This window comes from Blautia faecicola (genome assembly GCF_004123145.1).
GTDB lineage: Bacteria > Bacillota > Clostridia > Lachnospirales > Lachnospiraceae > Oliverpabstia > Oliverpabstia faecicola.
The window spans coordinates 1,057,029-1,081,446 of the sequence record NZ_SDKC01000001.1; the positions used below are offsets into that span (position 1 = coordinate 1,057,029).

A 24,418-nucleotide genomic window follows, 5' to 3' on the forward strand; every position below is an offset into this window, starting at 1 on the left:
GTGAATGAGACATGATGACAGAAAAAGAATTTTTAGATGTATTTCCCCAGTTGAAGGTGGATCCGGAACTGGAAAGCCTGCTGGGGGAAGTAAAAGTAATGAAAGTAGCGATAAACCCGCAGAAGGACTGTCTGCGGGTTTATGTTCTGAGTAGGCAGTGGATTCATAAAAAGCATATTTATCATCTGGAAGCGGCGATCAAAGAACAGTTTTTTGCCAATGCACCTCTGCAGGTGAAAATTATCGAAAAATTCCAACTCTCCAGCCAGTATACGCCGGAAAATTTCCTGGATGTGTACCGCCAGAGTATTCTGCTGGAATTAAAGCAGTACAGTGCACTGGAATATAACATGTTTTATACCGCACAAATCACATTCAGCGATCCGGAGACGATGGATCTGGTGATGAACGATTCAGTGATCGCGAGAGACCGGGAGCACGAACTGGTGCGGGTGCTGGAAAAGATTTTCTGTGAACGCTGTGGTTTTAACCTGAAAGTACATCCGGCGTATCGGAAACCGGTGGAAAGTAAGAGCAGAAAGAACAGTGAACTGCGGATCCAGGAGGAAGCCAGACAGATTCTGTTACATTCCAAAGTCGGTAACAAAAACCGTGACAGGGATGCAGAGGAAGATCTGTCCGGGCAGGGTGTGGAAGCCCCGTTTGCCGAAGACCGGGTGATCGGAGCCGATGGAAAAGAACAGAAACCACAGGGGAACGCACCACAGAAAATCGGTGCGGACGGTGGAAAACAGCCGGCAGCTGCGGCAGGAAAAGGGAAAGATGCGAACAAAGGCGGCTTCCGGGATCGGAACGGTGGAAGAAACAGCGGTCGCGGCAATTTCCAGAAAGGCCGTTATGGTGATGGTCCGCGCCCGCTGAAACGTTCGGACAACCCGGATGTGATCTACGGAAGAGATTTTGACGATGATGCGATCACGATTGATTCCATTGCCGGAGAGATGGGTGAGATCACGATCCGTGGACAGGTAACCTCCGTGGAAGCCAGAGAGATCCGAAACGAGAAGACCATCTACATGTTCAACATCACAGACTTTACCGACACGATCACGGTAAAGATGTTCCTGCACAACGAGCAGGTGCCGGAGATCAGCGGTGCGATCAAAAAAGGTGCTTTTCTGAAGCTGAAAGGTGTGACCACGATCGACAAGTTCGACCATGAAATCACGATCGGTTCCCTGGCGGGCATCAAGAAAATCAGTGATTTTACCACCAGCCGGATGGACAACAGCCCGGAAAAACGTGTGGAACTGCACTGCCATACAAAGATGAGTGATATGGATGGCGTTACCGATGCGAGTGTGTTGGTAAAACGCGCCTACAAATGGGGACATCCAGCCATCGCAATCACAGATCACGGGGTGGTACAGTCCTTCCCGGAGGCAAACCATGCGTATGACGATATCGTCAGCGATTACCGCAAACAGTACCAGAAAGATCATCCGGAGGCGACGAAGGATGAGATGAAACAGGTCTATCCGCCGTTTAAAGTCATTTACGGCGTGGAGGCATATCTGGTAGATGATGTGAAAGGCATGGTCACCGGAAGCAAGGGGCAGAGTTTGGATGAGTCATATGTCGTATTTGATATCGAGACAACCGGTTTCAGTCCGGTGGCAAACCGGATCATCGAGATCGGTGCGGTGCGTGTGGAAAAGGGTTCTATCGTGGATCGTTTTTCCGTCTTTGTCAATCCGCAGGTGCCGATTCCATTTAAGATCGAGCAGCTGACCAGCATCAATGACAGCATGGTGGTGGACGCGGAGACGATCGAAGACGTGCTGCCGAAATTCCTGGAATTTTCCAAAGGTGCGGTCATGGTGGCACACAATGCCGGATTTGATATGAGTTTTATCATCGAAAACTGCAAGCGGCTTGGCATCGAACAGGAATTTACCTATGTGGATACAGTAGGTCTTGCCCGGATGCTTCTGCCGGGACTGAACCGGTTCAAGCTGGATACAGTGGCGAAGGCGCTGAATATTTCCCTGCTGAACCATCACCGCGCGGTGGACGATGCGGCATGTACGGCGGAAATTTTTGTAAAATTCATTAAAATGTGCAAAGAACGAGACATCTTTGATCTGGATGCGTTAAATGAGGCGGGAAAACTCTCGGAGCATACGATCAAAAAACTGCCGACCTATCACGCGATCATTCTGGCAACCAGCGAGGTGGGACGTGTGAACCTGTATCGTCTGGTGTCAAAATCCCATCTGGAGTATTATAACCGGCGGCCGAGGATCCCGAAGAGTGTCTATCTGCAATACAAAGAAGGGCTGATGATCGGATCTGCCTGCGAGGCGGGAGAACTGTTCCAGGCGATTTTAAGGGATGAGCCGGAATCGGAGATTGCCCGTCTGGTAGAATTCTACGATTATCTGGAGATCCAGCCGATCGGCAATAACATGTTCATGGTGCGGGACGAAAACCGGGACAATGTAACCTGCGAGGAAGATCTGCGGGATCTGAACCGGCGGATCGTAAAGCTTGGTGAACAGTTCCAGAAACCGGTGGTTGCGACCTGCGATGTGCATTTTATTGATCCGGAGGATGAAGTTTACCGAAGAATCATCATGACCGGAAAAGGATTCAGTGATGCGGATGATCAGGCGCCGCTGTATCTGCGGACCACAGAAGAAATGTTAAAAGAATTCGAATATCTGGGAGCGGAGAAGGCGGAAGAGGTTGTCATCACAAACCCGAACAAGATCGCGGATGTGTGTGACCGCGTCTGCCCGATCCGAGACGGTAAATTCCCGCCGGTCATTGAAAATTCAGACCAGATGCTCCGTGATATCTGTTATAACGAGGCACATGCGATCTACGGACCCGATCTTCCGGAAATCGTATCGGCGCGTCTGGAGAGGGAGCTGAACTCCATCATCTCCAACGGGTATGCCGTTATGTACATCATCGCACAGAAACTGGTGTGGAAATCCAACGAGGACGGCTATCTGGTAGGTTCCCGAGGATCGGTAGGTTCTTCTTTTGTTGCCACGATGGCGGGAATCACGGAGGTAAATCCGCTGAGCCCGCATTATCTGTGCGGCGAGTGCTATTATGTGGATTTTGACTCGGACGAAGTGAAAGAATACTCCGGTCGTGCCGGTTGTGACATGCCGGATAAGGTATGCCCGCGGTGCGGAAAACCGTTAAAGAAGATGGGATTTGATATTCCGTTTGAGACGTTCCTTGGATTTAAGGGAAACAAGGAGCCGGATATCGACCTGAATTTCTCCGGTGAGTACCAGAGTAAGGCACACAAATATACAGAGGTTATCTTCGGTGCGGGACAGACCTTCCGTGCCGGAACCATCGGTACGCTGGCGGATAAGACAGCGTTCGGTTATGTGAAAAATTATTACGAAGAGCGTGGCGTGCACAAGCGAAACTGCGAGATCGACCGGATCGTACAGGGATGTACGGGTATCCGGCGAACCACCGGACAGCATCCGGGCGGTATCATCGTTCTTCCGTTCGGTGAAGATATCAATTCCTTCACCCCGGTACAGCATCCGGCAAATGATGTGAATACCGATATTATCACGACGCATTTTGATTACCATTCCATCGACGCGAACCTGCTGAAGCTGGATATTCTGGGACACGATGATCCGACTATGATCCGTATGCTGGAAGATATCACACATTTTGATGCACAGCAGGTACCGCTGGATGATCAGAGCGTCATGTCGTTATTTAAGAGTACGGAGGCACTGGGAATCACACCGGAAGATATCGGCGGATGCCCGCTGGGGTGTCTTGGCATCCCGGAGTTTGGTACGGATTTCGTTATCCAGATGCTTCTGGATACCAAACCGACCTCATTTTCCGATCTGATCCGTATTTCCGGTCTGTCGCATGGTACGGATGTATGGCTGGGCAATGCACAGACGCTGATCGAGGAAGGAAAGGCGACGATTTCCACGGCGATCTGTACCCGTGACGATATCATGATCTATCTGATCAACAAGGGACTGGAGAGTGAGCTTTCGTTTACCATCATGGAGAGTGTCCGTAAGGGTAAGGGACTGAAACCGGAGTGGGAAGAGGAGATGAAAGCCCACGATGTGCCGGACTGGTATATCTGGTCGTGTAAGAAGATCAAATACATGTTCCCGAAAGCGCATGCGGCGGCGTACGTTATGATGGCGTACCGGATCGCGTACTATAAGATCTTTTATCCGCTGGCTTATTATGCGGCTTATTTCAGCATCCGTGCTTCTGCATTTTCCTATGAACTGATGTGTATGGGACGGGAGCGTCTGGAATATTATATGGCAGATTATAAGAAGCGGAGCGACACACTGACGAAGAAAGAACAGGATACCGTAAAAGATATGAAAATCGTGCAGGAGATGTATGCGAGAGGATTTTCGTTTACGGAGGTGGATCTTTACAAGGCACAGGCACACCGGTTCCAGGTTGTGGACGGCAAGCTGATGCCGGCGCTGGACAGCATCGAAGGACTGGGAGATAAGGCGGCTGACGCGGTAGTGCTTGCGGCGCGTGACGGACAGTTTTTGTCGAAAGATGATTTCCGGCAGCGGACAAAGGTCAGCAAGAGCGTTATCGACTTTATGGATGACCTGCATATTTTCGGCGATATCCCGGAATCGAACCAGATTTCGCTGTTTGATTTTCAATAAACAGAAAAAAGTAATTGAAAGCAAAATATGTAATTGAAAAGAAAATATTAGCATGATATCATAAAAAGGTTTCAGAAGGGAAAAAGTAATTGACAAACGGCTGAAACCGTTACGAAAACATAGAAAGGGAGAAACCGCGTATTACGAGTATGAATACAGCAGAACAGGGGAATAATGCGAAACAGCTGAAAGGAAGATTCACTGTTGCGGTTCTGGTCTTTTTTATCGCGCTGCTGGCAGCGATGGCAGCCACATATGCATGGTATGTATACAATACCGGCCGGCATACGACGAAGGTGCGTATGGCTGCCGGTACGGGAATCAATCTCCAGATCAGTAACAAATACGATGACGAAACCGCATACAAATCGTCCACCATGCTGGAGAGTTTTACCGGAAAACTGAATCCGGTATCCACAAACCGTATCCAGGACGGATTTCGAAAGGTGTTCGGCTTTACCAACGGAAAGGAAAATCAGCCGAACCTGGTAGCCAATCTGTTTGGAGATGCGGAGTACAGCGATAAATACAAGGACTATTATAAGACCAGCCTCTATCTGCGAAGCAACGGAGAGAGCACGGATGTGTATATTTCGGATATCACATTCGAAGACAGCAGTGAGGAAGCGCCGATCTCATCGGCGATCCGTGTCGGTTTTGTGGTACATCAGCCGGGACGGACAGATGCAATACAAAATGAATACATTTACGCGATCAGCGATGCGAAGAATCCGGAGGCAGAATACAATACGTCCACCGGTGAGGAAGGGTATGTGCTGGATAAAGACGGCAATACCACCAGTGATTATACCTTATATACGAAGGCAAATTACTGTAATTACGATGAGACAACCGGAGAAACCACGCTGAAAGCGAAATCCACAAAATTGTGTACGGTGACAGGAGGTAGTGACGGTGCACGGGGAACACCTGTTCAGGTGGATGTGTATATCTGGCTGGAGGGGTGTGATGAGGACTGCACCTCAAATCTTTGCGATCAGACCCTGCAAAAACTGGCAATTTCCTTTGCAGGTATGGTACAATAAAGAAAAATGTTAAAAAACAAAAGAAAAGGAACAAAGAGGGGAAATATGTAATGCAAACAGATGCGCAGCAGCTGAAAAAATCGTTTGCGAAAGCAGTCATATGGTTACTGTTCCTGCTGGTTGTTGCCAGCGGTACGACATTTGCCTGGTTTACTCTTTCCGGTATATCCTCTACCAACGTAACACCGGTCAGCGGAACGGTCAGCGACGGAAACGGATCTTTGCTGATCTCGGCAGCCCGGTCAGGACCGTTTGAAAAGTCCTGTAATCTGGTGCTCGATGCCAACCCGGATGCGCTGCAGCCGGTCTCTACTGCCAATCTGGAAAATTTTTATCAGGCGACGGCACAGAACAAAGAGGGAATTTCCCTTCTATATAAAAGTGTCGACAGCAGCCTGACAGACAAGCTGCTTCATGGAACGGTTTATCTGAAATGCGAAGGCGGAGCCTGTGATGTGTATTTTAATCCGGAAGAACTGAATCTCGGATCGGACAGTCAGGCACTTGCGGCTATGCGACTGGGAATGAAGATCACGTCCCATACGGGAACAAAGACCTGGATCTGGAAACTCGACGATCTTGGTTCCACCTCTGGCGCACAGTCGGTGAGAACCATATCGGCAGCGAATTCGGTCGTATCATCGATTCCCCAGAGCGGTCAGCCGTCCTACACGACAGATCCGGCGGAAAATATCGGAGATTATATGGCGGAAAAAGGCAGTTCGGACGGTGCGTACCAGGCAGGAAATAAAATTGTGGTGCAGATGAATGCGGACGAGATCGCGACGGTAGAATACTGGCTGTATCTGGAGGGATGCGATGACCAGTGTTCCAACCCGGTACAGAACAGAAATACAGAGATCAAACTAGCATTTGCCGGTGTGGATGTACAGCAGAGTTAGAAAGGAGAAGAGTCATGTGGCGCAGTTTTAAAACCTGGTTTCAGGTGATTACCACCGTGTTTGCGATGATGGCACTTCTGGCATCTACCTATGCATGGTTCACTGCCAACCGGGAAGTAGAGACCAGTGTGGCAACAGCGAGGACAGGAGAAGAAAAACTGGAATTACAGATCAGTGCATACGGCGGAAGCAGTTTTCAGAGTCAGGAGAGCGTTCCGATCCAGCAGGTGAATCAGACGGATGCGGGAGATCTCATGCCGGTTTCCACCGATGACCTGACGAACTTTGTCTATGTACCGTTCACACAGGATGGACAGGCAACGGTATTCCGTCAGGTGGAGAATGAACAGTATTATTATCATGGAAGAGTGTATCTGCGGGCCGTGGGAAGCGGATGGGACAGCGGAACAAAACTGAACCTGTATCTGGATCAGAGCGATGATATTCTGGGCAGCGACGTCGACGGAACGATGCTCAATGCCGCCAGACTGGGACTGAAATTTGACGGAGGTTCACCGGTGATCCTGAAGTTAAGTGAGAGTAGCAATGCTTCCGCAAATCAGGTGCTTCACACCGTGGTAAACGGACAGACGCTGGGAGCAAATCAGGTGCTTCATTCTTCCGGCGGTTCCGTAAGTCCTGTCACCGACCCGGGTGCTTCCGCGGAGGATTATACCGTGACTTTTGAAAATAACGGGATCCAGGTACCGCAGAATGCGCTGTACAGTATGGAACTGAATACGATCTATCCGGTAGATATCTATTTCTATCTGGAAGGATGCGATCCGGACTGCTCCGAGTCGATCACACTGAAACAGGCAGACCTGTTTCTGGCATTTTATGGTGTTATCAGCCAGTAGGAGGGTCAGACATGAAACAGAACGAGCAAGAGAAAAAAGGAACCCTTACCGTGAAAAAAAGAATGTACATCTCCATCCTGCTGTCGATGCTGGCACTGGTAGGTGTGACGGCGGCAACGGTTGCCTGGTTCTCGATTGCGGACAATACAAGAGTACGAACGATGAGCCTGGATATCATGGCGGATGTATCCCTTCGTATGGATCTGGATGCGCACAGTACCATCGATCAATATGTAAAAACACTGTCTTTCCGACAGATTGGAAACAGGATCCAGCAGGAGAAAGGATTTTCTTTTCTGGATACACCGCTCCAGCCGGTGACGACTTCCGACCAGTCCACCTTTACGTTTGAGAACGGTTCGGTGGCAGATCCGAGAAGCGGCGCCTATCTGGAATTTACCCTGCACTTTATGGCAGCGGAGGATATGATCGTCCATCTGACGAGTGCAAACAGTGGTGACGGGCAGCAGGATGGAACAGCGATCCTGTCGAAGAATCCGGAACTTCCGCAGGCGATGCGGATCGCCCTTACCGAGGGCGATACCACCTGGATCTACGATCCGGGCATGGGAGATACGGCGAGCGGATCCGGCAAGGTAAAAACATTCGGACTTCCGTCTGCTTCCGCGATGAAGCTGACCGATACCAACACGATGTTCTCTCTGAAAAAAGAGACGGACAAAGCCATTCAGGTACATATCTGGATGGAAGGAACGGATCCGGCATGTACGGATTCCCTCAAATCAGCAGATTATGCTATCCGGCTTCGATTTACCGGAACCACAGAGGATAACAAACCATTTTCAGAGAATTCATAGCAGAAGCTATTAAAGATAGATACTTATAAGAAAAAAAGAAAACACACAACAAGGGAGAAAAAAAGGAATGAAAGCAGTAAAACGAGTAGGAACGATCGTTGTCAGCATCCTGTTATGGGTGATCATCCTGGTGGCAGCGTTATATGCATTTACAACGATGGCGACAAGAGACGAGCAGAATGTGTCCAGTCTGCTGGGATATACCCCGATGGTAGTCCAGTCAGATTCCATGGCGCCGACCTTCGAAAAAGGAGACCTGATCTTCATACATAAATGCGACACTTCAAAATTAAAAGAAGGAGATATCATCACCTTCCATACCATTATTGACAACGAATATGCACTGAATACCCATAGAATCCAGAAAATCGAATCCAACGGAGAGGCAAGAACCTTCACCACCATCGGTGATAACAACGATGGAATCGCCGATCAGCATATGATCTCTGACGGAGATATCGTCGGTAAATATGTAGGGCATATTGCAAAAGCCGGAACCCTGATGGATTTCCTGTCAAGCAGTACCGGATTCCTGATCATCATCGTACTTCCGATGCTTCTGTTCTTCATCTATCAGGTATACAATCTGATCATGATCAGTGTAAGACTGAAAAAAGCAATGGCAGTTGAGACTGCAAAAGAGATCGAAGCTGCAAAAAATACCGGTGCCGAGGCGGCTGCCAGTGAAGTACAGTCCGCGCAGGAAGCACTCGAAGAAGCGAGAAGAATGAAAGAAGAAGCGGAAGCACTTCGTGCTCAGGCGAAAGAAGAACTGGAAAAAGCAAAAAAAGAGTCTGAGAAAGAAAAATAAAACAGGGAGGGAAAAGCCGTGAGTGAGTTTTTGAAGTTTGCTTATGAACTTCTGTCACAGGTTGTTTATAATATTGTCTCCTGGCTGGCAGCTTCCCTGAAATTGCTGATTACAGGCTGGGCAGAATATTTCATGATTTTTAAAACCTATTTTCCGACGCTGAGTATCGTTGGAAAGATCTTATCAGTATTACTGATGCTGATACTTGCGGCGATTCCGATTGTTGCAATCATTCTGCTGGTACGTCGGGCAATCCTGCGCCATCAGCTGAAAGTAGATAACGTAGATAACGAAGTTCTGTACAAAGAGATCGGAAGACTGAACAAACAGGTGCTGGATCTGATGGAAGAAAAGAACAGCATTCTGGCACTGAAAGTCAATGCGATGGGCGGTACGGAGAGAATCCCGTATATGGGAGCTTCCGCGCTTACGGATGATGAGATACCGACCGTGGAAAATGTCACAGATCCGCAGAAAGCAGCAGAGGCAGCGGCAACAGCGGTGGCAGCATCCGGTGCGCCGGTTCCGGTATCTGTGATTGCCGACAAGGTGGCTGCAAAAATTACCCATCGTTTTCCGAAACTGTCCCTTGTGGATGAAAAATACGAAGATTATCAGTATCCGGTATTTGACACCGAGATCTCACTGGAAGACTTTGTGGAAGGCTTCCGGAGATTTGCGGCAAGTCAGATGGGACTGTACTATACGCCGGAGATCGTCCGCAGATTCGTTGCAGGTATGGCTTCAAGTAAGTTGCTGATCTTGGAAGGTATCTCCGGTACCGGTAAAACCAGTCTGCCGTATTCCTTCAGCCGATATATGGAGAATCCGGCAACCATCGTATCCGTACAGCCGTCCTACCGAGACCGTACAGAGTTACTTGGTTACTTTAACGAGTTCTCCAAACGATTCAACGAAACCGAATTCCTGCGTGCTTTATATGAAGCAAATTATACACCGGTACCGACCCTGATCGTACTGGACGAGATGAACCTGGCGCGTATCGAGTATTACTTTGCCGAGATGCTGTCCGTACTGGAGATGCCAAGCAAGGACGAGTGGGTGCTGGATCTGGTGCCGACCGCGTGGGAAGGCGATCCGGTCAAATTCGATGCCGGTAAGATCAAGGTATCCGATGCTGCCTGGTTTGTCGGTACTGCCAACAACGATGATTCTACCTTTACGATCACCGATAAGGTATACGACCGTGCGATGCCGATCGAGCTGAACGAGAGAGCAGATGCTTTCGAGTGTGATCCGGAACCGAACTGCGACATCACCGCAGAACATCTGCAGGAACTGTTCGAGAAAGCGAAAGAACAGTATCCGATCAGCGATGAAGTTCTCGAGAAGATGCAGAAACTGGACAATTATCTGATCACCAGATTCAAGCTTTCTTTCGGAAACCGTATCATGAAGCAGATGTACGATTTTATTCCGGTTTACGTGGCATGCGGCGGAACCGAGCTGGGCGGTATGGATTACATCATAGCGCGTAAGGTACTGAAAAAATTTGAGAGTATGAACGTTACTTTTGTAAGAGATGAGATCACCGGTCTGATCAATTACATTGATAAAACATTTGGAAAAACAGAGATGGAAGACAGCAAGAGCTATCTGAGAAGAATCCAGAATCTGTATTAACAGTTAAGAGAAAGACAGATGCAAGGAGAAAGACATGGCAGACACGATCAGTGAGTTATATGAAAAATACACAGGCCAGGTGGGAGAAGCCCTGGAAGATGACCGGTATTTTCAATATCTGTTTGAGATGGTGCAGGCGGGTAACAACACCCTGCAGCAGCAGTACCGGGTACTTCACAAAGTGGTGGACGAACGGTGGCTTACCGTAGTGGAAGAGGGAATCGAAGCAATCTTTAATATTGTGGACAAACCGCGGCGTTTTATCGCGACCTCCGAGGAGGTGGTTCCGGTTGCTCTGGCAAAGAAGATCACCGCAGACAGTGTGCGGCATCTGAGCCAGAATACCCAGTTTATCGCATCGGACGAAAACGGAGAGATCCAGCCGACCCGTATCCTGAACGTAACGACGGAAGAAAGCTATGACCTGTACGAAAACCGTTTTGTATACCATCTGATTCAGCGTCTGTTTGCATTCGTAGATAAGAGAACGGATGTCATCTTCTGGTCAACCGGAGATGAGACCTGCAATGTCATGTCCATGGAGAGTAAGGTGGATGACGCTTACGAGGAGATCTCCTATAAAGTGGAGATGACCATCAAAAACCGTCAGAGCCTTGTGGAAAATGATACCGACAACATGGACCTGTTCAAAAGAATCGACCGTGTGCGGAGACTGTCAAGGATCCTCCGGACGAGTTCTTTCTGTGATATCATGAACGGGTGTGCCAAGGTGCGAAGCCCAATCCAGAGAACCAACCTGATGATGAAAGATCCGGATTACCGGACCTGTTACAAACTGTGGCAGTTCATCGAAAGTTATGACGAAGTGGGATACACCATCGAAGAACAGGATTCCACATTACAGTTCGATGAGGAATACCTGTTACAGATGTATATCAATATGATTACCAACTATACGGTATTCAAAAGCCTGTTGGAGTCTGATCCGCGTCATATGACAGAACTGGCAACCGAGAAACGGGAGCCGGTGAAACCGAAATTCGTCAAAAAGATTGAGGAACAGATCGTGGAAGATCGGGATATCCCGGATGTGGAGATCCGGAAGGTCTTTGTGGAAGAAGTGACACAGGCGCAGATCGAGGCGGAAGAAAAACTCGCCGAGGAAACAAAGAAGAGAGAAGAACTGGAACATTCCGTGAATGATCTGGAGTGGCAGCTCGATTCCGCAGCAGAACAGCTGGGCATCCTGGAAGATACGAAAGCACAGCTGGAAGAAGAAAAGACGGAGATCGAGACGCAGCTGGAAAAAGAGCAGACAGCCAGAAAAGAAGCCGAGGCTGCGGTGGAACAGGCAGATCTGGAAGCGCGGAAGGTTGTGGATATGGCACAGAAAGAGGCAGCAGAGATCGCCGAGGCAGCCAGAAAAGACCGGGATGAACAGGTACAGAAAGCGCAGACGGAAGCGGCGGATGCCGTGGAAACAGCGAAAAAAGACTGTAAAACCCAGGTGGAACAGGCAAAAGCAGAAGCAGCGGCAGCGGTTTCGGCGGCAAATCAGGACAGGGATCAGACCGTAGAGAAGATCCGCACAGAAAGTCAGAAAGCCGTAGATAACGCAAGAAAAGAAAAAGAAGAATCCATAGAAAAAGTGCAGCGGGAAGCAGACGCCGAACTGGAAAAAGAAAAACAGTATGCGATAGAAAAACTCCAGGCGGCACAGAAAGAAGCCGAAAGCCTCCGCCGGAAACTGGCAGAACTTGAAAACGAGAAGAAGAAGGCCCAGGAGGCGGCAAAAGAAGCAAAAGACGAGGCGAAAAAAGCAAGAAAAGAAGCGCGTAAATCCGTGGAGATGGCAGAGAAAAAAGCGGCAAAAGCGATCGAAGAAAATAATGCACGCACGGAAAAGACCATCAGCGAAGTAAAAACCGCTTCGCAGAAAGCGGTCGAGCAGGCGGAAAAAGAGAAAGTGAAAGCACTTGCAAAGGCAGAAAAAAACAGCCTGTCCAAATACATCCTCAACGCTCTTCAGGAACGCCGGGAGCGCAAAAAATGATAAAAAAGATATTTTTTACACTGGTCAATCTGATCTCGGTACTGGTCATAGCCGCGGCGGTTGTCGTACTGCTTACCGTGGTACTGACCAAACCGGGGGAAGCCCCGCAAATCGGCGGGTACACGGTACTGCGGATCACGACGGGAAGTATGGAACCGGAATATAAAATTGATACATTAATCCTTGTGAAAAATGTAGAACCTGATACAATAAAAAGTAATGATGTGATTTCTTTTTATTCGAAAGATCCCGCACTGGACGGGGCGGTCAATACCCACCGTGTGGTGGAAGTGGAAAAAGACGGAGATTACTGGATCTATACAACCAAGGGAGATGCCAACAATGTGGTGGATGCCTATACGGTGGATGCAAAATATCTGATCGGAAAGGTCGTTGCCTCATCGCTGGTACTGGGAAAACTGGCACGTCTGGTATCGAATCCTCTGATCTTTATTCCGATCATTCTGATTCCCCTGGCAATCATTTTGATCAGCAATATTGTAAAAACTGCAAAACTGGCGAATACGCTGGCACAGGAGGAAGAGGAGAAGGCGGTAAAAGAAGCCCTCCGTGAGATCAGAGAGGCAAAAGAGAAAGAAACCAAGGAGTAGAAATAGGATGGCAGGAAATATACAGATAAAACATGGAACCAAGATGCGGATGGCATTTGATGTGCCCGCCGGACAGGAACCACAGTTCAGTATGATAAGTACATTTAATAAAGCGCTGGATGAATCAGCATTTCTTGTGTCTGTTCCTATGGTGGACGGGAAAGCGCTGGTTGCAGATGAGACGAAAAAGATCCTGTTTCGCTACGGAGAAGGCGAAGAACAGGCGATTGTTGCCGGATATGTGGACGATGTAGTCAAAGAAGGCATCCGCCGCTACTGGAAGGTACGCCGGGTGACAGAGAACCGGCAGTTTATCCAGCGTCGGGATGTCCGTATGAAGATTGAACTTCCGGTGACTTATATGCAGGACACCTGGGCACTGAACTCGGAAGGTGAGATCGATAAAGAACAGGGCGAGACGATGGATATTTCCAACAACGGTCTTGCCGTATATATGAACCACTGGTTCGAAGTAGGAGAAAGCTGTATCTTTACGCTGCCACGGCTGGGAACCGCAAGCGACGGTCAGCCGGAGCATGAAGTGGTAGGCGCGATCTGCTGGATGAGGGAACTTCCGAAAGGCGGTCCGTTCCGTTTCCTGGCAGGTACACAGCTTCGTTTCTCCAATCTGGACGAGAGAAGACAGATGCAGGAATATGTAGCTTATGTGAAAAAGAGATATAAACTGTAAGAGACTATGAGAGACAAGAAAGAAAAAAAGAAAAGGAAATTCAAAGAGGAACCCGGCGCGAAGATCACAGAAGAGAGCACCGGGGAAACCTCCGCAGACAGTTTCGAAGAGGACGGGGAACCGGAAGAGAAGAACTGGTGGAAGCGGCGGCGCAAAAAGAAGTTCCGACAGGAACAGCTGATCCGAATCGCTGAGCTCGAGGAGATGATGAGCAAGTACGGAGACGAAGTGAATCCGGAATCCATCGTCAGTATGTACCTGCCGCACAGAAAGCGAAGAAGAATCGGTGCGGCACTGCTGCGACTGGACAAGTTAAACCTTGCCCTGCTTGGGATGCTTCTTCTGGTCGTGGTTCTGTTTATCGCGGCGTTCATGCAGGAGAAGATGGGAAACTTCACCATCAACCTGGACCGTCTGGAACTGTATCGAAAAGGAATCAGTATTGCTGACAACGGCGATTTCGACGGGGCAACTGCAAGACTGACCGCAACGACGGTAGCAGATGCCACCAATATATCCATAGAGGATCTTCCGGCAGATCTTGATGATGTGGAAGGCGCTCACAATGGAAAGAATTACATGGCGTATACTTATTATGTAAGAAATGCAGGAAAAGAGGATCTTGGCTACATCGCCAAAATCACACTGGATTCCTGTGCCAAGGGAGCGGAGGACGCAGTCCGCGTTGCCGTATGGCGAAACGGAGAGCGGATCGTCTATGCGGAACCTGCCGCCGATGGCGGCGATGAGCAGGGCTGTACCAGCTTCAAATCAAAGGATACGGTATGTACCTATGAAGAAAAAGATTTCCTTGTAGGAAATGTCGATAAATATACCATCGTAATCTGGATGGAAGGCGATGATTCGGAATGTGTCGATTCCATTATCGGAGGTAGCGTGCAGTTCAGTATGCGTATCGACGCAGATTATGACGATCACACCAGCCTGCTGTGGAAGTTTATCACTGACATCAAAGATACGCTGACAGGCAACAAGCCGATCAACGCAGCCGGAAACGAAGCGCCGAATGGAAGCTATTATACAGATGACAAGATCACCTGGAAAACAAGAAGAAACAAATAATCATCATTCATTCGTTATAACCGGTACCACAACTGCCGATTATATAAATACTAATATTGTAACAGGTTTTTAAGTTTAGACCGCGTATCCTGTGTCACAGATGAGATCCTCACCAACTGGTGCAGGAGAAAACTCTTTCAATCGGGCCCGGTGGGAGTTTGATCTGTGCACAGGCAGCAAAGGAAATCGACAAGATAACAGAACTTAAAAATAACACTAAGGAGGAAGGAAAATGAACGAAACAAAAAGCGTAAAAGCGCTGAAAAAACAGCTTGCAGCTGCGATTGCCATGGTATGCGTTGCTGCTGTAGCGCTGGGATCAAGTACATATGCTTGGTTTGTAAGTAATAATAATGTAAAAGCTACAACAACAAATATCAGTGCGCAGAGTAACTCTGCTTATCTGGTAATTGATACAAAGAAAACAAGTACATCTTCTACATCTTCAGCAACTGCTGCCGAAGAAGTTGGAACTGGAAAGACATATGAAGACGCTGCACTTTATCCAGCACAGTGGGCAAAGAACTTTAATGTTTCTAAAGAAAATGCAGATACAAAAATTTATCAGTTTGAATCTGCTTATGCTGAAGAAAAAGATAATGCAGCAGAAAAGAGTGGTACTCGTTTTGCTGTAGGTGATCCAACTGCAGCTGTTACTGCTGACTATGCACTTCTGAATCAGTTCTATATTGGTACTGGTACATATGACGGACAGTTTACAAATCTGAAAGTTGATAGCATGACAGTATCTACTGGTTCTGACAAAAAGTTAGCAGGTGCTATTAGAGTTCTTGTATATATTGATCAGAACAACTGGGCATTGGTTTCTCCGACAGGTGTTGAGGCTTCTTGTCTGGCAGGTACTGTTGTGACAGATGATACGACAAAGAAACTTGGCATTATCCGTACTGATGCATTTGGAAAAGCAGAAGGCGATGTTAATGTTAAACTTTATGCGTTCTATGATGGTGCAAATGAAGAGGTTAAAACAACACAGCTTACAGCACTTCAGGAGAATGTTGGTGCAACAGTATCTTTTTCTGCAACACCAACAGAGTTCAAATAAGATAGTTATAGTATCCCACGGTTGTGGCGTGGGGTACATGCCAAAGAGTAGAAAAGAATTTCTACTTTTTGGCATGTAGAAACTGAAAAAGGTGGGATGGAAAATGAACATAAAGAAAATGAGAATGCAGTTAATAGCGACTGCTGCTTCCGTTTTAATATCTGGAATAGCCTTAACATCGGCAACTTACGCATGGTATGTTGCAAACAATACCGTTGAAGCGGTCACAACCAATATCAGTGCAACAACAAATGGATTTATTTTGCAGATTGCAACTGCTAAGCAGGGACCACAACATGGTGGGGAACAGACATCATTGGTGGCATCAACAGAGGGTGGAAAGATAAGTCCATCATCTACAAATGACTTAAAAACATGGTATGTGAATCAGGGAATTAACGGTGAAGGAAAAGTTGCTTCCTATATGCAGCCCACTTTTATTACCGGAGAAAATTCAAAACCTGGAGAATATATGGCAGGTGGGGAAACTCATTATGCATATATCAAGAGTGAGTATGTTCTTTACACAATTACCGAAACGGGTCTTGCTGATGTATATTTAGATGCGTCAGAAGGAAGTCCAGTTACCTTGACTACGAACGGAACACCAACAACGGATACCATTCCAAAATCTCTGCGTGTGGGTATTACTATTCAGAATATCAAGAAAAACGCAGATGGCACATACAGTGATGATGGAAACGAAGAATTGAAAGTAGTCTATGCACCATATGAAGAAACAGGCAAGGGCAATGATGCTGAAGGAGTCGATGGTTGGACGTATATTGGTACAGCCGATGATGGAAAGTTAAAGCCGCTTATGGTTACATACCCGTATATTTATGCGACTCATTATACAGATCAGCAAAATAGAAACTGGGTTGCGACAAAGAATGGTAATGATTATGATGCAACGAGTGATACACAGAAAATTGCTTCTTCCGTAGGATATGATGGCGTAAAGATGCGAGTATATATCTGGATGGAAGGTACGGATGCTGACTGCATTAATAATGCAGCCGCAGAAGATCCGGCAACTTATAACGTAAATGTAAAACTGGCAGGTATTTCTGCTGAATAAGACAGCAAATATGAATTGAGAGGTCACGGCACAAGCCATGGCTTTTCTTTTACCCAAATATCCCCATATTGTCTACTATCCCCAATCTCCTCCACGCATTTTCGGTACATCTGATGAATTGCTATTTCCACGACTTCTGGTATAGTCATGTAACTGAAAAGAGAACTTCAGAAGGGAGAAATGCAATATGCGAAAAAAGCAGGATATCATGTGGGAACAAAGTACATTATGGGAATCGGTGGAGAAATGAGTGACTAAGTATCTGAAAAAGAATCACTCAGAATATCGTGAACTCCAGGTGAAAGCAATGAGAATTGTGGACGAAAATCCAGCACTGCGGATACTGATATCTTCCTGCGGAAGAGCCGGAATCACATCAAGTTCATCAGGGGTGATTCCTTTATAACGTTACCTTATCTTACTTTTTTGATCGGCGATTGAGCCGACTTTCTGCTCATTTTCGTTCATGACTTACCACCCTTTATTACTGTGTTGGATTTTTATTCTAAAAATAAACTCAAAAATGAGAATCTATGGTATAATCAGAAATAATCCAGCAGTTATGCTGACGCGATTATATCTGCCGGAATGGCAAAAAATATTATAAGAGAGAATGATTATGAAAAAGATACATACTGCAGTTACTCTTATAATTATCTTCTTTATGGTAGCTGCATTATACATTTGCGGGAGATATGAGAATGTTCCAGACAGAATTTTTACAGGAAAAGTAAGTGCTCCGGAAGGTGAGTGGACGATTGATGCTTCCGACGGTGTTACGAAGGCGGAGGTCACTTTCAGTCTCTCAGATAGAGGAGAGCACGAGGAATGGGTGCTGCTTCTCAGATCCCATTGGAAAAATTATTATGTGCGTGTGGGCGATGAGACGATCTATCACAGGAACGGAAAAAGAGATGGATCGGTGCATTTGTTTGATATTCCATCAGGAAACAGTCTGACGATCAGCTTTATCGGTGGGACGAAAGATAATCTGAAAGGCATTGAGAGGTCGGGGATATTGATAGGAGACAAAACCAGTATGTACAGACAGATCATAAAGGATAACCTTTATGCGGTGCTTATCGGTGTACTGTCACTTGTTCTTGGTGTGATGTGTATTGTCGCCTGTCTTTATATGAAAGCGGGAAAAACGGAGAAGATCTACCGTGCACTGCGGAATCTGGGAATCTGTATTTTGACCGAAGGAATCTGGGTGGTGACAGACTCGCAGATTTTGCTGTTAGTCACTCAGCACACCAGTATTATTGAGCAGATATCATTCTTGTCCTTTTTCACATTGCCGTTCCCTCTTCTGGAATTTATCAAAGAGATCATGCCGGGCAAACACGGGATGCTGTCCGTGATGCGTAAGCTGTTTGTTTTTAACTTAGTCCTTTATCTGTTAAATTATATCAGCGGATGTGATATGATGATCATAATACTTATCTGTGAACATCTGTTTATGACAGTAACACTTCTGCGCGTGATCTGGAATGGGGTCAATGAGAACAAAAAGCATAAAAATCTTAAATTGCAAAGAGTTATTAATGGATGTGTAGCATATTGCGTTTTCAGCATTATAGCACTCGTTTTATTTTATTATGGAAATGTAGTGAGCTATTCCTATATCTATTCGGTCGGTATTGCGATATTTATCGCATTTTTGATCAATGCAGCCTGTATCGTAATGTATGAGCAGGTTCAGGAGCATGCCAATGTCGAGATCTATGCAAGAATGGCCTATATGGATACGATGACCGGTCTTGGAAACAGAACGGCATTTCTGGAGGAGAACAAGAGTAATGCTGTTTTCCCGGGAATGATTTCCTACATAATGATGGATGCCAACAATCTGAAGAAGATAAATGACAGTCTGGGACATAATAAAGGTGATGAGCTTATTATCACGATCGCAAAGTGTATGAGAGCTGCCGTTGGACAGAACGGTCAGTGTTACAGAATCGGCGGTGATGAGTTCGTGATTATCCTGAAAAACAAGACAGCCGAAGAAACAGAAGAGATCATAAGGCAAGTCAGAGCGGAGATTGAATTTGTCGATGAACAAAGTGACATTCCTATCTCTGTTGCAATGGGATACGCCTGGACAGATGCAGAGGAAAAGAATCTGCCGGAGCTGATCCATTGTGCTGACGAGAAGATGTATAAAGACAAAAAGAGGATAAAAGAAAATACACCTTCTGCATAAATGATAGTTTGGAAATGATAGAAATGCGCAATATATGATTACGAGGTGACGTATGAAATTACTGGTGACCGGAAATATCGGATATATTACAACAGAATTTATCGAGGAGGCTTTCCCTGAGTGTCAGATCCTTCTTCTTGGAGAGACTGAACAAAAGTCAAATCGTAATAAGAGCTTATCGGTATACCCGATGCCGAAGACGGAGGAAGAATTCAAAGACATTTTCAAGACGTATGAATTTGAGGGAGTGATTTATTTTTCTAATTATCTTACATTTCATGGGACGATGGAGGGTGAGATTGAGACTTTACGCAAGCTATTACATTACTATAAGGGAAATCTGAATTCCAGGCTTCTGTATATTACAGGACCGGATAGTTTATATGAAGATACAACAGGAAAGACGCTGATGGTCCGCTCGGCAGAAGAGTTCTGCAGGCAATACGGCGAGCTGCATCAGATCGCTGTCAAGATTCTGCGTGTGCCGTATCTTTATTCCGGTACTTATGAGGAGGATTATTTTTTCAAGCTGTTCTCAACTGTGATCAATAAGAAGCAGATTACATTTGAAGAAGCACCGGCACAGGAGATGCATTTTCTTGCTTTAAGTGATCTTGGGGAGTTATTATACAAGATTTTTGATAACTGGGGAGAGGGGAGCGCCTGTCTTCAGGTTCCGCAGGTATTTCATTTTACTTTTCAACAGTTCGGGGAGAGACTGGCACAGATGTTTCCGGCTGCAAACATTACCTATTTGTCAGATGTGCTGATCCGGGATGGGATATCTGATGACCACGTTCTGAGAAATGAATACGGCTGGTTTCCGAAGATTTCTCTTTTGGAGGATCTCACAGAAATTTATGAGGATTATTGTGAGAAAACGAACCATAAGACACGGAAGATCGATGTAGTAAAAACTTTTTTGAAAGTACATGATAAAATCGTGAAAATCGCGGAATTGCTGCTCACATTTTTTGTTTTTGAAGCACTGAACCGGGTGGCGGGAAATCAGGTGCAGTTTCAGATGATCGATCTGAGGCTTGTTTACATCGTGCTGTTCAGCAGTCTGTACGGCATTAATTACGGGCTTGCTGCAGCGGGGCTGGAAACACTTTCCTTGCTGGCAGCATATACGAAAACCGGGATCGGCTGGACGACACTTTTCTACGAACCTTCGAACTGGATTCCGTTTATCTTCTATTTTGCAGTCGGCGCGATCTGTGGTTACATCCGACTGAAAAACAGAGATAATATTCAATTCATGAAAGAGGAGAATAAACTGATCCTGGATAAATTTCTGTTTATGAGAGAAATGTATCAGGAGACGCTTTCTGATAAACGGCAGTACAAGAAGCAGATTCTGGGAAGCCGTGACAGCTTTGGTAAGATTTTTGATATTACGAAAAAACTGGATATCATTCTTCCGCAGGAGCTTTTTATTGAAACTCTGCATGTGATGGAATCAGTTCTTGAGAATCATACATTTGCGATTTATTCAGTTGGAAAGAATCAGAGCTATGGACGTCTTGAGATCGCATCCCAGGGAATGACAGATGTGTTGAAAAAATCCATTTGTCTGGATGATTATCTGGAAGCGAAAGAGACGATTGTGTCCGGAAAGGTGTGGGTAAACCGGAATTTCCTGGACGGCTATCCGATGTATATGAACGGGATTCACAAGGATGGAGAGCTCGTGATGCTGATTTTCATTCAGAAAGTGGGAAATGAACAGCTTTCCCTCTATTATCTGAATCTGTTCCAGATTCTCTGCGGTCTGGTAGAAACAGCACTTTTGCGCGCACTGGAATATCAGGAGGCAATCAAGAACAGGCAGTACGTGCAGGGTACACGTATATTGAAGCAGGAGTATTTTGAAGAACGGCTGTATTCCTTCCATTCTATGAGGGAGGAGAATCGGGCATCCTATGTGCTTTTGAAGCTGGAGTATCCGAAGATGACACTGGAAGAGGCAGACACAGCGCTACAGGCTTCGGTTCGTGAAAATGATGTCAGGGGGATTTCTGAAAAAGGAGAGCTCTTCCTCATTCTTTCACAGACGGACAGAAGTTCCTTGCCGATCATTCTTGCAAGACTGGAAAATGACGGCTTCGTCTGTCATGAGATCGATACCGTGGAGAATGCAAATACAGGAGAAAAATTATGATTCAGACAGTGCTTGGAGTATTCCTGATCCTGTTACATATTGTCTGCTGTGTGCTGGTCTGGCTGGGGATAAAGGCACATCTGCTGAAGGTGAAAAAATGTCTGATGGCACTTGTGATCTTCGTTCCTTTCTGGGGAATAGTGTGCGTGCTGCTTTTGCATTTGCAAATGCTGACCAGAAGAGACAATAGGATAGAACCGGGAGTGGAAAAGCTTCGTATAAATGAAGAGATTTATAAAAATATTTTTCAGGCAGTTTCGGATACGGACAAAAAGATCGTTCCGTTAGAGGAAGCACTTTTGATTAACGAACCGAGAGTGCGCCGTGAACTGATCATGGATGTGTTAAATGATGATCCGGAAGAATATATGGATCTTCTGAAACAGGCCCGCATGAATGAAGATGTAGAGGTTGTCCATTATGCGATCACAGCCATGGTTGAACTTTCCAAGGAATATGATTTTCGTTTGCAGAAGATGGAGAAGCTGTATGCGGCATCACCGGACGATCCGGAGATTCTGGAGCAGTACTGTGATTTTATGGAAGAGTATCTGAATCAGGGGATTCTGGAAGCCCAGATGGAGAGAGAACAGAGGGAACGTTATATCCGTCTTTTAAGACAAAAGCTGAAGGTGAAAACGACGCTCTCCACATGTGTGCGTCTGTTCCAAAATCTGATGAAAACAGGAGATTATGTTCAGGCGGAAGAGATTCTAGGGCTGATGGATCAGAAATGGCATCGGAAAGAGGAGTTCTGGATTTTGAAGATCCGGTATCTGGCAGAACGAAAAAAGGGAGCGGAGTTGCAGCAGTGTTTAAGACAGATGAAAGAGGAGCAGATCTATCTGTCGTCTAAGAGTAAGGAGGTATTGGCTTTTTGGCTGGATTAAAATCATTGAAAACATTTCCGTTTAAAAGTATGCTGGTGATCCTGGGTGTATTTCTGATGATCGCGGGCGTCCTTTTTGCTGAACGAAGTGGAATTCAATATACTGAAAAAAACAGAAAAGTCGCATATCTCAGTCAGGAAGAAGTGGTTACGGAACAGATGGCTGCGAAATCACTGCCGAAGACTTGTCTGGTACTTCGTAACAGTGAAGATGAGGCGAGTGTGGCTGCATGGGAGCAGTTTCAACAAATTTTTAAAGATATGAAGGTTGGAACAGATGTGGTAGACCTGCAGAGTGCATCATCTATTCCAGATTATCATGCTTATGAAACGGTTGTTGTATTACTGAGTGATGTAAGTCCGTTGAAAGAGAATCTTATGGAACTGTGTGATTGGGTGTCAGAGGGTGGGAATGTACTTTTTGCCCTGACACTTCAGAAAACAGCGTATTCATCAGTGATTGAGCAGAAGCTTGGAATCATTTCTTCCGGATATGCCAATACACTTGTAGACAGTATTTATTTTGAACCGGAATTTATGCTTGGCGGGGGACAGGCTTATACGATCACAGATCCGTATGATGCTGCCTGGGCGGTCGAGTTGAGCGAAAAAGCACAGGTATATGCGAGAATCAGAGATGAAAAGGGAGCGCCGCTGATCTGGGAAAACCAATATGGAAAAGGGAAGTTTGTAGTAGACAACTTTGGACTGTATGAGAAAGCGGTGCGTGGATTCTATGCGGCTTCCTACAGTCTCCTTACTGATGTGGGGGTTTATCCGGTGATCAATGGATCAGCATTTTATCTGGATGACTTTCCATCACCGGTTCCGGAGGGAGATGCTACTTATGTGAAGCGGGACTATGGAATGAGCATTAGTAATTTCTATATGGATGTGTGGTGGCCGGATATGCAGGAGCTTGCATCCAATCACAACATTCGCTATACCGGTGTGATTATTGAAAATTATGAGGATGCGACGGATGGAACGATTAAGAAACAGAAGGATACCAGACGTTTTCAGTATTTTGGAAATATGCTGCTTCATCAAGGTGGAGAACTCGGGTATCATGGATACAATCATCAGCCGTTGAGTCTTTCAAATGTGGATTATGGTGACGTGCTTCCGTATGATACATGGAAAAATGAGGCGGCCATGAAAAAGGCTGTAAAAGAATTGATCCATTTTGGAGAGGATACATTTCCCAGTGTATCAATGTCAGTCTATGTACCGCCGTCCAATGTATTGTCAGCAGAAGGAAGAGAGATGCTCGCGAAAGATTTCCCGGAGATCCGGACGATCGCCAGTAATTATTTCACCGGTGAGTTTGCGTATGTGCAGGAATTTGAAGTTGCAAAGGATGGGATTGTAGAACAGCCGCGTATCATCTCCGGTGCAATTATCGATGATTATATGAAGATGGCGGCACTGTCGGAATTAAATATGCATTTTGTGAACAGTCATTTTATTCATCCGGATGATCTTCTGGACGAAGACCGCGGTGCAGCGCTTGGCTGGGAAAAGATGAAGAGCAACCTCGCTGAATATATGGACTGGCTGGTGGATTCGGCACCGTCCTTGAGACAACTCACCGGTTCAGAACTATCCGGTGCGATCCAGCGTTATGGAGCGGTTACATTTACAAAGACAGTGACAGAGCAGTCTATAGAATTGAAGCTTAAAAACTTCTATGATGAAGCATATTTTATGGTGAGGATCAATGAAGGAACACCAGGTGAAGTTTCGGGAGGAAAACTTACACATCTGACAGGAAATCTCTATCTGCTTCAGGCAAAGGAACCAACAGTAACTATTGAGAAATTAGAAGATTGAAATACAAAGCGGTAACACGCGACAGA

At 46.2% G+C, this 24,418-nt stretch carries 17 protein-coding genes; all 17 read left to right on the top strand.

Annotated elements, in window-relative coordinates:
• Positions 1 to 11 precede the first annotated feature (11 nt).
• Positions 12 to 4,673 carry a PolC-type DNA polymerase III gene (locus ETP43_RS04850; RefSeq protein WP_243114192.1) on the top strand — a complete coding sequence of 1,554 codons (4,662 nt, stop codon included), beginning with the start codon at positions 12 to 14 and terminating at the stop codon, positions 4,671 to 4,673.
• 149 nt (positions 4,674 to 4,822) lie between these two features.
• Positions 4,823 to 5,719 carry a hypothetical protein gene (locus ETP43_RS04855; RefSeq protein ID WP_129257216.1) on the top strand — a complete coding sequence of 299 codons (897 nt, stop codon included), beginning with the start codon at positions 4,823 to 4,825 and terminating at the stop codon, positions 5,717 to 5,719.
• Positions 5,720 to 5,769: 50 nt separating this feature from the next.
• Positions 5,770 to 6,621, top strand: a complete 852-nt coding sequence (locus ETP43_RS04860) for a hypothetical protein (RefSeq protein ID WP_129257217.1) — start codon at positions 5,770 to 5,772, stop codon at positions 6,619 to 6,621.
• 14 nt (positions 6,622 to 6,635) lie between these two features.
• Positions 6,636 to 7,481: a hypothetical protein gene (locus tag ETP43_RS04865; protein WP_129257218.1), complete on the top strand. Its 846-nt coding sequence runs from the start codon at positions 6,636 to 6,638 to the stop codon at positions 7,479 to 7,481.
• Positions 7,482 to 7,492: 11 nt separating this feature from the next.
• Positions 7,493 to 8,299, top strand: coding sequence for a hypothetical protein (locus ETP43_RS04870; RefSeq protein ID WP_129257219.1), 807 nt, complete (start codon positions 7,493 to 7,495; stop codon positions 8,297 to 8,299).
• Between the two features lie 67 nt (positions 8,300 to 8,366).
• Positions 8,367 to 9,110: a signal peptidase I gene (locus tag ETP43_RS04875; protein WP_129257220.1), complete on the top strand. Its 744-nt coding sequence runs from the start codon at positions 8,367 to 8,369 to the stop codon at positions 9,108 to 9,110.
• 18 nt (positions 9,111 to 9,128) lie between these two features.
• Positions 9,129 to 10,754, top strand: a complete 1,626-nt coding sequence (locus ETP43_RS04880; RefSeq protein WP_129257221.1) for a hypothetical protein — start codon at positions 9,129 to 9,131, stop codon at positions 10,752 to 10,754.
• Between the two features lie 34 nt (positions 10,755 to 10,788).
• On the top strand, positions 10,789 to 12,768 hold the full coding sequence (locus tag ETP43_RS04885; RefSeq protein ID WP_129257222.1) for a DUF2357 domain-containing protein: 1,980 nt from the start codon (positions 10,789 to 10,791) through the stop codon (positions 12,766 to 12,768).
• Positions 12,765 to 13,379 carry a signal peptidase I gene (locus tag ETP43_RS04890; RefSeq protein ID WP_129257223.1) on the top strand — a complete coding sequence of 205 codons (615 nt, stop codon included), beginning with the start codon at positions 12,765 to 12,767 and terminating at the stop codon, positions 13,377 to 13,379. The genes ETP43_RS04885 and ETP43_RS04890 overlap by 4 nt, the downstream gene beginning before the upstream one ends.
• 7 nt (positions 13,380 to 13,386) lie before the next feature.
• On the top strand, positions 13,387 to 14,070 hold the full coding sequence (locus ETP43_RS04895; protein WP_129257224.1) for a PilZ domain-containing protein: 684 nt from the start codon (positions 13,387 to 13,389) through the stop codon (positions 14,068 to 14,070).
• Positions 14,071 to 14,076: 6 nt separating this feature from the next.
• Complete coding sequence (locus ETP43_RS04900; protein WP_129257225.1) at positions 14,077 to 15,153, top strand: hypothetical protein; 1,077 nt, start codon at positions 14,077 to 14,079, stop codon at positions 15,151 to 15,153.
• Positions 15,154 to 15,385: 232 nt separating this feature from the next.
• Complete coding sequence (locus ETP43_RS04905; RefSeq protein ID WP_129257226.1) at positions 15,386 to 16,219, top strand: hypothetical protein; 834 nt, start codon at positions 15,386 to 15,388, stop codon at positions 16,217 to 16,219.
• A 103-nt stretch (positions 16,220 to 16,322) separates the two neighbouring features.
• Positions 16,323 to 17,300 (top strand): hypothetical protein, encoded by a 978-nt coding sequence (locus ETP43_RS04910; RefSeq protein WP_118252008.1) that lies wholly within the window; start codon positions 16,323 to 16,325, stop codon positions 17,298 to 17,300.
• Positions 17,301 to 17,919: 619 nt separating this feature from the next.
• Entirely contained in the window at positions 17,920 to 19,506 is a 1,587-nt protein-coding gene (locus ETP43_RS04915) for a GGDEF domain-containing protein (protein WP_164979597.1), read from the top strand.
• Between the two features lie 52 nt (positions 19,507 to 19,558).
• Positions 19,559 to 21,670, top strand: a complete 2,112-nt coding sequence (locus ETP43_RS04920) for an NAD-dependent epimerase/dehydratase family protein (RefSeq protein WP_129257228.1) — start codon at positions 19,559 to 19,561, stop codon at positions 21,668 to 21,670.
• Positions 21,667 to 22,560 carry a hypothetical protein gene (locus ETP43_RS04925; protein ID WP_129257229.1) on the top strand — a complete coding sequence of 298 codons (894 nt, stop codon included), beginning with the start codon at positions 21,667 to 21,669 and terminating at the stop codon, positions 22,558 to 22,560. Before ETP43_RS04920 ends, ETP43_RS04925 begins: the two co-directional genes overlap by 4 nt.
• A complete protein-coding gene (locus ETP43_RS04930; protein ID WP_243114193.1) occupies positions 22,548 to 24,392 on the top strand; it encodes a DUF2194 domain-containing protein in 1,845 nt (614 codons plus the stop codon). The genes ETP43_RS04925 and ETP43_RS04930 overlap by 13 nt, the downstream gene beginning before the upstream one ends.
• Positions 24,393 to 24,418 lie beyond the last annotated feature (26 nt).